14 protein-coding genes are annotated in these 12,587 nt (G+C 38.6%); 8 read left to right on the top strand and 6 right to left on the bottom strand.

Going from position 1 to position 12,587, the window contains the following annotated elements; all coding sequences use genetic code 11:
* Nucleotides 1–57: 57 nt before the first annotated feature.
* The 8 genes from ribA to rmuC are packed head-to-tail and all read left to right on the top strand — an operon-like array spanning nucleotide 58 to nucleotide 5,585.
* On the top strand, nucleotides 58–648 hold the full coding sequence (gene ribA, locus LS68_RS07050; RefSeq protein ID WP_034371583.1) for a GTP cyclohydrolase II: 591 nt from the start codon (nucleotides 58–60) through the stop codon (nucleotides 646–648).
* A 25-nt stretch (nucleotides 649–673) separates the two neighbouring features.
* The gene (locus LS68_RS07045) at nucleotides 674–1,954 is read left to right on the top strand and encodes a molybdopterin molybdotransferase MoeA (protein ID WP_138091279.1); all 1,281 of its coding nucleotides are present in this window, start codon (nucleotides 674–676) and stop codon (nucleotides 1,952–1,954) included.
* A 46-nt stretch (nucleotides 1,955–2,000) separates the two neighbouring features.
* Nucleotides 2,001–2,225, top strand: coding sequence for a MoaD/ThiS family protein (locus tag LS68_RS07040; protein WP_034371901.1), 225 nt, complete (start codon nucleotides 2,001–2,003; stop codon nucleotides 2,223–2,225).
* Complete coding sequence (locus tag LS68_RS07035) at nucleotides 2,225–2,665, top strand: molybdenum cofactor biosynthesis protein MoaE (protein ID WP_034371898.1); 441 nt, start codon at nucleotides 2,225–2,227, stop codon at nucleotides 2,663–2,665. The genes LS68_RS07040 and LS68_RS07035 overlap by 1 nt, the downstream gene beginning before the upstream one ends.
* Nucleotides 2,662–3,195, top strand: a complete 534-nt coding sequence (gene mobB, locus LS68_RS07030) for a molybdopterin-guanine dinucleotide biosynthesis protein B (protein WP_034371894.1) — start codon at nucleotides 2,662–2,664, stop codon at nucleotides 3,193–3,195. Before LS68_RS07035 ends, mobB begins: the two co-directional genes overlap by 4 nt.
* Complete coding sequence (gene mog / locus LS68_RS07025) at nucleotides 3,195–3,728, top strand: molybdopterin adenylyltransferase (RefSeq protein ID WP_034371891.1); 534 nt, start codon at nucleotides 3,195–3,197, stop codon at nucleotides 3,726–3,728. Before mobB ends, mog begins: the two co-directional genes overlap by 1 nt.
* 38 nt (nucleotides 3,729–3,766) lie before the next feature.
* Entirely contained in the window at nucleotides 3,767–4,243 is a 477-nt protein-coding gene (gene moaC, locus LS68_RS07020) for a cyclic pyranopterin monophosphate synthase MoaC (protein WP_034371888.1), read from the top strand.
* On the top strand, nucleotides 4,182–5,585 hold the full coding sequence (gene rmuC, locus LS68_RS07015) for a DNA recombination protein RmuC (protein ID WP_241993702.1): 1,404 nt from the start codon (nucleotides 4,182–4,184) through the stop codon (nucleotides 5,583–5,585). Before moaC ends, rmuC begins: the two co-directional genes overlap by 62 nt.
* Before the next feature lie 6 nt (nucleotides 5,586–5,591).
* Here rmuC and LS68_RS07010 read toward each other — a convergent pair whose 3' ends face one another.
* From LS68_RS07010 to LS68_RS06985, 6 genes are read right to left on the bottom strand one after another with little or no spacing between them, the layout of a single operon-like run.
* Entirely contained in the window at nucleotides 5,592–6,368 is a 777-nt protein-coding gene (locus tag LS68_RS07010; protein ID WP_034371885.1) for an SIMPL domain-containing protein, read from the bottom strand.
* A gap of 55 nt (nucleotides 6,369–6,423) precedes the next feature.
* On the bottom strand, nucleotides 6,424–8,124 hold the full coding sequence (locus LS68_RS07005) for a hypothetical protein (protein ID WP_034371882.1): 1,701 nt from the start codon (nucleotides 8,122–8,124) through the stop codon (nucleotides 6,424–6,426).
* 3 nt (nucleotides 8,125–8,127) lie between these two features.
* A complete protein-coding gene (locus LS68_RS07000) occupies nucleotides 8,128–8,664 on the bottom strand; it encodes a HyaD/HybD family hydrogenase maturation endopeptidase (RefSeq protein WP_138091277.1) in 537 nt (178 codons plus the stop codon).
* Between the two features lie 19 nt (nucleotides 8,665–8,683).
* Nucleotides 8,684–9,442 (bottom strand): Ni/Fe-hydrogenase, b-type cytochrome subunit, encoded by a 759-nt coding sequence (gene cybH, locus LS68_RS06995; RefSeq protein WP_034371879.1) that lies wholly within the window; start codon nucleotides 9,440–9,442, stop codon nucleotides 8,684–8,686.
* Between the two features lie 21 nt (nucleotides 9,443–9,463).
* The gene (locus LS68_RS06990; protein ID WP_034371876.1) at nucleotides 9,464–11,194 is read right to left on the bottom strand and encodes a nickel-dependent hydrogenase large subunit; all 1,731 of its coding nucleotides are present in this window, start codon (nucleotides 11,192–11,194) and stop codon (nucleotides 9,464–9,466) included.
* A gap of 10 nt (nucleotides 11,195–11,204) precedes the next feature.
* On the bottom strand, nucleotides 11,205–12,368 hold the full coding sequence (locus LS68_RS06985) for a hydrogenase small subunit (RefSeq protein WP_034371873.1): 1,164 nt from the start codon (nucleotides 12,366–12,368) through the stop codon (nucleotides 11,205–11,207).
* Nucleotides 12,369–12,587: the final 219 nt, after the last annotated feature.

The raw sequence follows: 12,587 nt of genomic DNA, 5'->3' as shown, positions 1-12,587 counted from the left end.
TTAAAAAATGCAATCATAATTTTGTATCAATCATAAAAACTATCTAAGGATACTATAATGAAATTTGAAATCTCTAATCAAGCCCATCTGCCAACAAAATTTGGCGATTTTTGGGTAAAAAGTTTTCGAGAATTTATCCCCAATCAAGATACCCCCTTAGAACATCTTGTCGTGTATAGCAAAGAACTCGGACAAACACCTCTTGTGAGAATCCACTCTGAATGCCTTACAGGTGATGTCTTTGGCTCAAAAAAATGTGATTGTGGGAATGAGCTTGCGTTGGCAATGCAACAGATTGCTCAAAACAAACCCGATGGAGGAATGCTTGTTTATTTGCGTCAAGAAGGGCGAGGCATCGGGCTTTTCAACAAGATTAACGCTTATCATTTGCAAGATCAAGGATTTGATACCGTTGAAGCAAATGAAAAGCTTGGTTTCCCTAGTGATATGCGTAATTATGACATTATCAAAGAGATTTTTAAACACTTTGACATCACGCAAATCAATCTTTTAACCAACAATCCTAAAAAAATCTCCGCCCTCTCACCCTATGCGAAAGTCGTTCGCCATAGTATTATCACGCCGACTAATCCGCACAATGAAAATTATCTCACCATTAAAAAGCAAAAAATGGGGCACTTACTTTAGATTCTATACCAACAAAGGATATATGATGCACACGGCAAATACACAAAATTTCCCTCGTCTTGTTAGTTTTGATGAAGTACGAAAGATTCTGCAAGATATACCCTTAAAACCGCTCGGTGTGCAAAAGGTATTTTTCAAAAATGCGCTTAATAGAATCTTGGCAGAAGATATTATCGCACAAAATAACATTCCACCTCTCCCTACTGCAGCAATGGACGGCTATGCGATTTTTTGGGAAGACAGAGAGCAATTAGAATCTCAAGGTTTAACCCTACTCCCCGATAATAAAGCTGGAAATCCCTCACTTCCGACACTCAAAAGTGGCTGTGCAATCAAAACCTTTACGGGCTCACAAATGCCTATAGATTCTGATACGCTTGTGATCGTTGAACACATTGAAGAAAGGGAGGGACGCATTTATCTCAAATCCTCCCTCAAAACTGATGAGATTAAAAAATCGCAATGGGTGCGTCAAATCGGTGATAATTATCACAAGGGAGATATTTTACTTAAAGCTGGAAGCAGAATCGGTGCGTTTGAGATAGGACTGCTTGCCGAGCTTAATCAAAGCTTTGTGCTTGTGCGTCAAAAAGTGCGTGTAGGTGTGTTATGCGTTGGCGATGAGATTCTCGAAGTAGGAGAATGTAGCACACAAAATAACTTTGTCCGCAGTGTCAATACACATTTGCTCGAAGCGATCATCACACAAATGGGAGCTGATGCGATCATTTATCCTTTATTAAATGACGATAAAGATCAAATCAAGCATTATTACCAACAGGCGTTAAATGAATGCGATATTATCATTAGCACAGGCGGTATGAGTATGGGGGATTATGACTATACACAAGAGGTTATGCAAGAGCTTTTGGAGATTCAGTTTAAAGGTGTGCGGCTAAAACCGGGCAAACCCGTGGCATTTGGAATCAAGCATCAACAAGATTCTAATCCCAAACTTGCCTTAGGATTGCCCGGCTTTCCAAATTCGTGTGCGGTTACTTTTTATCTTTTTGGCAAAATACTTATCAATCGACTTCAAGCCACTGATGAGATGCCCTTGATTCTTCAAGCGACTTTGGCAGAAGATGTCAAACGCAGCGATTCAAGAATGGAATTTCGAGCATGTGATCTTCGCATTACACAAGGTCAAATCTTTGTAAGCTTTGCAAGTAAAAAATCTCTCCAAAGCTCAATGATTAATAATCTCACACAAAATACAGCATTAGCGATTCTTCCAGAAAATGGTGCAAATATGAACGCGGGAGAAAAAATAGAAATTATGTTATTGGGCTATTCTAAGCTTTAAACTTAGAAAAGATATGCTATGCTTTAAAAAATAAAAGGATAATGCAATGATTAGAGTAGAATTTTTAGGTCCAATGAGTGATTTACCTCCTAAAGAAATAAACGCACAAACTCTCCAAGATCTGAAAAATGAACTTTTGCGTGATGAAAAAATCCAAAAATGGCTGCCTATCAGTGCAGTTGCAATTAATGATGAAATCATTGAGGATTTATCTTATCCTTTAAAATCAGGTGATAAAGTGCTGATATTGCCTCCCGTGTGTGGTGGATAATGCTTGAAATTTACGATGGTGCATTACCAACATTCGATATTTATCAAAAATGGGAATGTTTTGCAAGTAAGAAAAATCTTGGTGCATTCAGTCTTTTTACCGGCATTGTGCGTGAAGAAAATGGCATTGTAGGGCTAAGTTTTGATATTTATGAACCTCTTTTACAAAAATGGTTTTATCAATGGCAAAATAATGCACTCAATCAATTCCAAGCGTGGATTCTGATGGCACACGCTAGAGGTGATGTGCCTAATGGACAAAGCTCATTTATGTGCGCAATCACCGCTTCACAAAGAAAAAATGTCTTCACTCTTTATCAAAACTTTATCGAGGATTTCAAGGCAAACGCACCGATTTGGAAATACGATATAATTGATGGAAAGAGAATCTACGCGCTAGAGCGAAGTAAAGCCTTAAAAGGCAGTGGATTACTGCAATGAATCCGATTATTTTTGCTTTTAGCGGGCAAAGCAATAGTGGCAAAACGACTTTGATTTGTAAGCTTTGTGAATACCTGCATCACACTCGAGCAAATGTGCAAATTGGCATTATTAAGCATGACCCCAAAGACAAAGCGCAATTTGACACACCGCAAAAAGATAGTTATCGCTTTTTTCAATTAAGCTCTGCTGTGGGTGTGATTTCGCCAACACGCACGACACTTCAGATTCACCATGCACCACAAAGCACTCAAGATTCTCAAGAAATCCAAGCCTTTCATCATGTATTAAAACATTTTGCACATTATGACTATGTCTTTATCGAAGGGCTTAAGACTTTGCCCTACCCACGCATTGTCGTTGCAAGAGATCATATAGAATCTGCATACATACCCTACGCAAATGCTTTTGCCATCCATAATGTCGATAATCTCTCAATTTTACCTCCGCATATCAAGATTTTAGACCTCAATGACATAGCACAAATTGCAGATTTTATTGACACTTTTACTACAATAAAGGACAAATAATGGAGACGATAAAAATCGGTATTTTGGTTTCAAGTGATCGCGCATCACAAGGTGTTTATGAAGATATTTCGGGTAAAGCTATACGCGAGATTCTTAGTGATTTTATTGCAAATCCTTGCGACTTTCACTATATCCTTACCGAAGATAATCAACGCGCTATAGAAACACATCTAATAAATCTTTGCGATGAGATGGGGTGTGATTTAGTCGTTACAACAGGTGGCACAGGACCAGCTAAACGCGATGTAACCCCCGAAGCGACACAAAATGTATGTGAAAAAATGCTCCCCGGATTTGGCGAGCTAATGAGAAGTGTGAGCTTGCAATATGTGCCTACAGCCATCCTTTCGCGTCAAAGTGCAGGGATTCGAGGCAAATCACTGATTATTAATCTGCCCGGCAAACCTAAGAGTATCAAAGAATGCCTTGAGGCAGTTTTTCCTGCTGTGCCTTATTGTATTGATTTGATAGAGGGAAATTATATTTATGCAAACGAAGATTCTATCAAAGTGTTCCGTCCAAAAACTTCTTAAAGATTCTGTGCAATCTCACAAAAACACAAAGGATAACAATGCAACTTACTCACCTTGATAAACAAAACAATCCCACAATGGTTGATGTCAGCAACAAAAATATCACCATGCGTGAAGCTTATGCAAGTGGTATCATCACGATGAGCGCACAAGCTTTTGATGCTGCCCTCAATCACACAGGCAAAAAAGGCTCAATCACACAGAGTGCGATTATTGCAGCGATTATGGGGAGCAAAAAGACAAGTGAGCTTATCCCGATGTGCCACCCTTTGCTGATAAATAAAATCAATGTAGATATTACGCCCGATGAACCAACTCATTCGATTAAAATCGGTGTGCTTGTAAAATGTGAGGGCAAAACAGGCGTAGAGATGGAAGCTCTCACAGGTGTAAGCATTGGACTTTTGAGCATCTATGATATGCTCAAAGCAATTGATAAAACAATGCGCATCAGTGATATTTGCCTTGAGCGCAAAAGCGGTGGGAAAAGTGGGGATTTTCATCGTGATATTTGAGATTATTATTTCAGCCTTGCTTGGCTTAGTGATTGCACTCAATCTTGCTTTTTTCTTGTGGTATGTCAAAAAAACTACCTTTCGCCAACAAAACGATGCGCAGATGATTAATCAATTAGAATCAAGCAGACAAACTCTTCTGATTGAACTATCTCACAGTCAAGCCAAACTTGAATCACTTGAGCAAAGTTATATTAAACGTCTTCAAGATATGCAACAAAACTGCGAGATTCGATTACAAGAAGAAAAAATCCACTCACAAGAAATGTTGCTTGCATTTCAAGAGCAACACACAAAGACGCAAGAAGAACAGAATCAAAATAAAGAAGAGTTAAAAAATGCTTTCAAAGCCTTGAGTGATGATATTTTAAAGCAAAATACACAAAGCTTCACACAATCCCAAACCCTTTCTCTTCAACCTCTTAAAGATGAAATTGCACGATTTCAAAAACAAATCGCGCAAAATCATATTGATGCGATTGAGCGAAATACGCAGCTGCATAGCCAAATCGAGAATCTTTGCAAACTCAATGTCCAGCTTTCCAATGATGCCAATAATCTTGCCAATGCCCTTAAGGGTGAAAATAAAACACAAGGGAATTGGGGAGAGATCATCTTGCAACGCGTGCTTGAGCAGAGTGGTTTGCAAGAAGGGAGAGAGTATGAACTTCAAGTCAATATCCGCAATGACGAAGCAAATCTCTTGCGCCCAGATGCAATCATCAGACTGCCTAATAATCGCTGTGTGGTGGTGGATTCTAAAACTTCGCTGATTGCGTATGAAAAACTCTGCAATGCGCAAGATTCTGAAGAATCACTCCATGCGCAAAAAGAGCTTATCGCTTCAATACGGGCACATTTTACCAATTTAAGCACTAAAAATTATCAGCAATTCATTCAAGGGCAAAAGCTTGACTTTGTGCTGATGTTTATTCCGATTGAAGGAGCATTCTTAGAATCTCTACGGGCTGATTACACGCTTTATGAACGAGCGTATCAAAAAGGTGTGGTGATTGTCTCACCTACGACTATTATGGCAGTTTTAAGGGTGATTGACAACTTATGGCAAATGGAATATCGCAATAAAAATGTAGATAAGATTTTTGAAGAAATTAAAATTTTATTCACGAGAATCCAACGATTTGAAGAGGTTTTAGAGGTGTTAGGACGCAATATTGACACCATATATAAAACTTATGGCAATGTGATGACAAAATACAATGGACAACAAGGTATCGCCAAAAAAGGCGAACAAATCACAAAACTTTTAAAGGGTGCGGGGATAGAGACATTAGAAGATTCTGAAAATATAAAATCTTCTTTAATGATAGATCAATCATAAATTAAGTTATCGACAAATATATTTCACTTGAATCTTTGCCTGCACTTCTTGCTCTTTAGGTATGGGCAATTCCCAACTAACATCAGCACTCGCACTCATATTAGCTGTCGCTTTTAAGGCACGGGGCTGGATTGAGACATTATTATTAAGCGCATCAGCACTTGAAAGATGGCATTTTTTATTGAGCATTTTGGCATAATTTTTTGTCGCATCATTAGCGAGATTCAATGCTCCATCAAAAGCCTTGTCTTGTGCTTCTTGCCAAGCTTGTGGCGTGGCAATCACACTCACATTAGGCGCAAGGAAAGTCAAATATTTATTTTTATTGATTTTCTTATCAATACTAGCGATAAGTTGATCATAATCCTTTTTTTGCTTTTGAGGCACATCGCATTCGAGATTAAAATTAAGTGTATAACCTACCGTGTCTCGTGCTGCACCATCTTTATATTGGATATTTGGGTGCAAATCGTAATTCCCGCCTTCACAAAACTCATTAGCCTTACTTAAAGTGATAATATCATTTAATGTATTGGCAATATCTTTTTTGACGGCTGGTTCAATCTCTCCACCCTTGCGCAAAGTATCGCTTTCTGTGATGCGCACTTGAGCCTTATAGGCATTAGGTATAATATTTTGCGTGTATGAAAAAGTCTTATACACGCAAAGTGCGCTTGTAGGGCATTCATTAAATTGCAAGGCTTTCTTGTCATTGTTGCAACCACTGAAGATAAACATTGAACCCAAAAATACAGATGATGCGATAAGAGCGGATTTTCTCATTCTGCCTCCTCATAATGAAAATATTCTTGAGATTCTAGCGATTTTGGGTAAAGTTTCAGTAATCCATCAAGCCATCTTTTGGCAATATGAGATTGATGTTTTTAGGCAAATATCCTAGCAAACGATCTAAAAAAATAGCATTAGAGAGCATATCGCCGAGCAACAAAGTGCGCTTGATTTCAAAATTTATCTGTGTGTCCCTGATGAGCGTTGCCACAAACTCACTCATAGAATCTAAAAAACCATAAGCAAGGATAACATTCTCCATTTGTGCGCATTTGAAACTTAAAGAAGAACGGATAGCGCGATTATAATCCAAAGTAAGCGTGTTTTGTTGATCTTTGAGAAGATGAAAATCAATGCGTGGTCCTCTGTCCCTGACAAATGTATTTGCCAACGCAAAAAGTGTATTTTTGCATTGCATCATATCATCTGAATCTGTAAAATTCAAAATCTGTGCAGCAGTGGCAAAAAGATCTGTGAGATTGTGTGAAATATGACTTTTCGGAGATAAATTCAGCAGTTTAAGGGCTTGATTATGTGTGATATGATTAAAATTATCTACCAAATCTTTGCCGCTTTCGTAAGATTGGATAATATCTTCTATAATCAAACGAGGATTGGTTTCAAAAGCAATATCTAGCATACTTCTTGAAATCCCTGAATCGCACACCATAAACACACTTGAATGGCGAGTGCTAAGATAAATGACGAGCGTTCTTTGAGATGGCTCTTCTTGAGCGATATGCGCAGATACCAGCGAAGATAAGTCTTTTCCTTTGATGCTAGTATCGATAAACACACCATTTTGGGCTACACACAGAATCTGCTGTGCAGGCAATATGGAGTGTCGAAAATCAAAGGGTTGCGATAAACCTTGTTCTGCATAGGACAAGAAAAAATAATCAATGTCCTTTTGCAAAAGCTTTGCGCCTATGAGTGCCAAGATTATATCATAAGGCAAACTTACCAAAACTTCACCTTTTGGATTTTGAGGGAAATTCTGTTGAAACACTTCTTTAGGCACAAGGCATACAGAGGGTTTTTCAAAACTTGCAAGAGCATCAATTTGAGCTTGATGAATACGAAAATAAGTCTTTAATGAAGCAATATCACAAGCGACACACATTTGATTTTGCGGAAGCGGTTGGAGACTCAAAGTCTTGATGCCATATTGCGTGTGCAAAATGATAGGTTGATGATTGCAAAGCTCATCGATTGCGTGATTTAAAAATGACGAAAAATCTGGCGGCAAAAGTAACTTTTGATTGAAAGATGCTGTATTGGGTTGCGCATAAAAATCACTTGAGCTATCGAGAATCTGACGCGTTTCAAGAGCATCAAAATAATAAGTTTTGGGTTCTAAAATAATCTCATCGTGAGCAATATCGCAAAGAGGCAAACCTAGAGTTTCTTGCAAACATTGGATAGGATTATGATTTTGCTCAAATAATGTATAAAAAGTCTCATTAGGCACAATGGGCTTAATCTCCAAAAAACGAAAATAAAGCGAAAGAGGAAGTTTAAGCGAAATTTGTTGAGAAAACTCAAGGATTCTCTGACGCGAAGAATCATCTGTTTCTGATGTCGTAATGTGTGCCATTAATGCAGGCACATCTAAAACAATAAAATGCGTTTGAGAATCGAGAGCATAAAAAGCTGCAGTCAAATTAAAATGATGCGCTTCTCTTATCAGAATCTTGAGGAAAAAATCCGCATCACGACTTGAATTAGCAAAAATAAAATCATAAAACATAACTTAATAGCCCCTAAATGAGCCATTAGCGACTTCTTGCAAATCCCTATCATCGACTTTTTTGACAATCACATTATTTTCTTGTAAATACTGAATCGCTAGAGATTCCATTTGTTTTGCGCCTTCCTTGACTGCATCAGAAAGTAAAAAAGCCGTCTCCTCACCAATCACTTCAGGGATAATGCCGATAATCTTGACTGGTGGCAAATCACCATTTATAGCTGTTAGCCGCAATGTTTGAAGCATCTCGACTTCATGGGCACTCCCCGCCCAAGTGATGATATTTGGCACATTGTCAAAATCAAAATAATACACATCTCCGACATTGGCGTTATTCACACTCACACAATCAAGAATTAAAACTTTATCATAAGATGTGATAAGAGGTATAAGCATTTGAGCAAGTGTGCCACCATCGACAATTTCTACTTCATTCTCTCCGCTAAAAGCATAATTGAGCTTGAGAAGATTAGAGAGATGCACTCCAATCCCCTCATCACCAAAAAGAATATTGCCGATGCCTAGCACTAAAATTTTCATTCAAATATTGAATCTTTACTCAAACTTTGACTTCATCTGTATATCGCATACCGCTAACAATCGCATCAATACCACCATTAGGATATTTGATTGAATTCCACACAGCAAAATAAATATGCACAGGAATAAATATGATAAAAAACCAAGTGAGAATATGATGAATATTTCTCACATTTGCCAAGCCTCCACAAAGAACTTCAACCCATTTAAAGCATACTGATAAAATCGCACCTAGCCCATCATGATAGACATTATAATATAATACAATGCCGGTGAGTGCCATTAAAAGCACCATAATCGCAAGGAGCAGATAAGTAACAAACTGCAAAGGATTGTATGCACCATTGATATGAGGATGTTTGCCTATAAAGAGATAAGCTTTAATTTGAGCAATCCACACTTTAGGGCATTTAGCTTGAGCAAAAGAAATGCGTTCAGGTAAGGATTTCTTATCAAAAATAAAAAGATACAACCTAAAACAAGAAATTGCAATCAAAACAAAGCCTAAAATCAAATGCACACTACGAATATAAGCCTGTAAATAAGAAGTTTGTGCAGGATTCATTGTATGCTCTGCAATGACTTCTCCCGCTATCATGCCTTGCAATGTAGGTTGTGTAATCTCTGGGTGGGACATCACAAAAGGATAAGCGATATAGAATCCTGTCGCAATCAAAAGAAAAATAGAAAATGCTCTTATCCAATGGAAGATTCTCGTTAAGCCGGAGAACTCTTCGTGCATATGGAGCTCTTTTTTAAACATTTCAACCTTGCTCATCATTTCCTCCTTTGAGATTCTTTATTGGATTTTAGCAAATGAAGGCTCGACTTTATATTTGCTCAATTCATTACCTTGAGTATCCATAACATGCACTGCACACGCAATACAAGGATCAAATGAATGGATATGTCTGACAATTTCTAAAGGCTGTGTAATATCCTTGACTTTTGTCCCGATAAGACTCATTTCATAAGGTCCTCTATTGCCTTTAGAATCTCGTGGTCCCGCATTCCAAGTCGAAGGAACAACAGCTTGATAATTTTCAATCACGCCATTTTTGATACGCGTCCAATGGCTCAACATTCCGCGAGGCACATTCCCGATATAGCGTCCTTTGTATTCTTTGTTTTTATCAATCACATAAGGTGCGCATGTCGCCTTATCACCGGAGGCAACATTTGCAACAAGTGCGTTAAAGGCTTTGATTCCATTATCAGCAATCACTTTACATTCAATCGCTCGTGCAGCTGTGCGTCCTAATGTGCTAAACAACGCTTCGGCAGGAAGCCCTGTAACACGCAAAAGCTCATCAACAACAGGTTTGATATAAGGATTCCCACTTGCATAACCTACAAGCACACTTGCTAAAGGTCCTACCTCCATTGGCTCACTATCATAGCGAGGTGATTTGATCCAAGAATATTTGCCATTTTCATCAACGACTTTAGAATCTACAAGTTTGCCATCAGCTCCAATTGTTTGGGCATCTTTAAAGCCTGTATAGTTTGGCTGTGTCTTGCCATCATAAGGGTGGAGAGGCTCATTATCAGCATACCAAGAGTGTGTTGCTTCTTCTGTAATTTTGCTTTCATCAATCGGATAAACCTTACTCAAATCGCCATTTTTGATAATCCCACTGCTAAGCAAGAACTCATCAGCACCGATTTGCATTTCTTGATAACTGATAAAATTCTTTACACCACAACCTTTAAGCACAGAATCTTCATTGCGATAGGCTTCTGCCGCCATAATAATATCAGCCCAATAAGCACGATTCACAAATTCACATACATCTTGGTATTTTGTGAGCCATTCACCCAATCGGCTAGGATCTAAAATATCCATTACAGAAGTAACGCCACCCACGGTTAAACTTTGTGGGTGAGGATTCTTTGCGCCAAAAATCGCCATCATTTGGGCGACACTTCTTTGGACTTCAAGAAGCTTGAGATAATGTGAAAGAACAATCAGATTCTGTTCGGGTGAAAAATGATAAGTTTTATGTCCCCAATACGCATTTGCAAAAGGTCCTAAAGCCCCTTGTTTTACAAAATTCTTCACTCTATCTTGAACAGCTTTGAGCTCATTTTCGCCCGTATTCAAAGGGTTAGGAGTATATTTAAAGGCAAGTTTAGCTGCTTGCGCACAATCGGCATTCAATGCAGAAGTAATATCACACCAATCAAGCCCATGAAGTGTATAAAAATGCACAGGGTGATCGTGGAGAAATAACGATATATTCATCAAAGTTCTTGTGAGAATCGCATTAAGCGGAGGCGTAATGCCTAAAGCATTTTCCACAGCCATAATACCTGCTTTATAGTGTGAATAAGTGCACACACCACAGATTCTTTGCACAATAAAACCAGCATCTCTAGGGTCTCGATTCTTTACAATCGTTTCTAATCCACGCCATAATGTTGAAGTTGAATAAGCATCTTGAATCACATTATTTTCATCAACAATCACTTCAATCCTCAAATGCCCTTCGATTCTCGTGATTGGATCTACAATTATACGTTTTGTCATATTTCACCCCTTATTGTGCTTTTTGTGTCGAACTGATAACTGCATGTGCAGCAATACCCACTGCTGTAACACCCAAGACAACTGCGCCAATGGTATCTGCCGTCTTATCCGCTCCCAAGCCACTATAGCTTGTCGCATAAAGTCGATTGCCAATAGGCTCTTCAAAAGGATTCATCGTATCCCAAAACTTTGGTTCAGAACAACCGATACAACCATGTCCTGCTTGAATAGGCCAACTTACATGCTGGTTAAAACGCAATTTGGAGCAATTATTAAATGTATAAGGTCCTTTGCAACCTACTTTATACAAACAATACCCTTTTTGAGCATTTTCATCGCCAAAATGTTCGACAAATTGCCCCGCGTCAAATCTTCCTCGGCGTTCGCAAAGATCGTGGATTCTCAATCCATAAGCCCAAGTGGGGCGATTATACGCATCAAGCGTAGGCAAAGTGCCAAACAAAATAAAATGCAACACATTACCTACGATATTTTTCTCACTTGGAGGACAGCCGGGCACATTGATAACGCTCTTATTTGTGATTTTGCTAAGTGGCTGTGCATTTGTAGGATTGGGATAGGCTGCTTGAACCCCGCCAAAGCTTGAGCAAGTCCCTATCGCAAAAATCGCTTTTGCATTTTCGGCTGCGTGTCGCGCTTCTTTCGCTCCAGTGCGTCCCTGTGCGCCTATTGTAAGATAAAATTCACTACTACCTTGAGGAATCCCACCTTCCACCATAAGGATATAATTACCCGCATATTTTGCAATCGCATTCTCAAGATTCTGTTCAGCTTGATAGCCTGCCGCTGCCATCACGGTTTCGTGATATTCAAGACTGATATAGTCAAAAATCAAAGAATCAATGGTTGGCGCATCACTTCTAAGCAAACTCTCACTGCAACCCGTGCATTCCGCCATATGCAACCATACAACCGGGAGGCGATTAGCCAATTCTGCAGCCTTTGCTGTGAGTGGAGCAAAGCTTGCAGGCAATGCCAATGCAGCCGTCATCATTCCAGACCATTTGATAAAATCTCGACGAGAAAAACCTCCAGATTCTAACTGATTTATCAGATTCTTATCAGCATTATGATGAACAGGAAGCTTAGATAATTCATCAAGTCTGCGGGAAGCCTTTTCAAAAAGCTCTTCGTTGCGTGTTTGTGTTTCCATAGAACTCCTTTCCTTAAGCAATTTTATGTATTTGGTGTTGTTTGAGGCATCAAAAGCATTTCTCATTTTACACTAATTTTGGTATTTTTTAGTTTTTGAAATCACAGAATCTACCAATAAAATATCAAAAGTAAAAAATACTTTTACAAAAGTTACCAAAAGTTATATTTGAATAAAGCGAACGATAAAATTCATATTTCTAAGTCATTTAGCAAATAA

It is taken from the genome of Helicobacter sp. MIT 05-5293, assembly GCF_000765665.2.
In the GTDB taxonomy this organism is placed as follows: Bacteria; Campylobacterota; Campylobacteria; order Campylobacterales; family Helicobacteraceae; genus Helicobacter_C.
This window is presented reverse-complemented; position numbering and strand designations above follow the sequence as displayed.

Coding starts and splice junctions, on each gene's coding strand:
- ribA (WP_034371583.1), top strand. CDS start 58: ATGAAATTTGAAATCTCTAATCAAGCCCATCTGCCAACAAAATTTGGC.
- LS68_RS07045 (WP_138091279.1), top strand. CDS start 674: ATGCACACGGCAAATACACAAAATTTCCCTCGTCTTGTTAGTTTTGAT.
- LS68_RS07040 (WP_034371901.1), top strand. CDS start 2,001: ATGATTAGAGTAGAATTTTTAGGTCCAATGAGTGATTTACCTCCTAAA.
- LS68_RS07035 (WP_034371898.1), top strand. CDS start 2,225: ATGCTTGAAATTTACGATGGTGCATTACCAACATTCGATATTTATCAA.
- mobB (WP_034371894.1), top strand. CDS start 2,662: ATGAATCCGATTATTTTTGCTTTTAGCGGGCAAAGCAATAGTGGCAAA.
- mog (WP_034371891.1), top strand. CDS start 3,195: ATGGAGACGATAAAAATCGGTATTTTGGTTTCAAGTGATCGCGCATCA.
- moaC (WP_034371888.1), top strand. CDS start 3,767: ATGCAACTTACTCACCTTGATAAACAAAACAATCCCACAATGGTTGAT.
- LS68_RS07010 (WP_034371885.1), bottom strand. CDS start 6,368: ATGAGAAAATCCGCTCTTATCGCATCATCTGTATTTTTGGGTTCAATG.
- LS68_RS07005 (WP_034371882.1), bottom strand. CDS start 8,124: ATGTTTTATGATTTTATTTTTGCTAATTCAAGTCGTGATGCGGATTTT.
- LS68_RS07000 (WP_138091277.1), bottom strand. CDS start 8,664: ATGAAAATTTTAGTGCTAGGCATCGGCAATATTCTTTTTGGTGATGAG.
- cybH (WP_034371879.1), bottom strand. CDS start 9,442: ATGAGCAAGGTTGAAATGTTTAAAAAAGAGCTCCATATGCACGAAGAG.
- LS68_RS06990 (WP_034371876.1), bottom strand. CDS start 11,194: ATGACAAAACGTATAATTGTAGATCCAATCACGAGAATCGAAGGGCAT.
- LS68_RS06985 (WP_034371873.1), bottom strand. CDS start 12,368: ATGGAAACACAAACACGCAACGAAGAGCTTTTTGAAAAGGCTTCCCGC.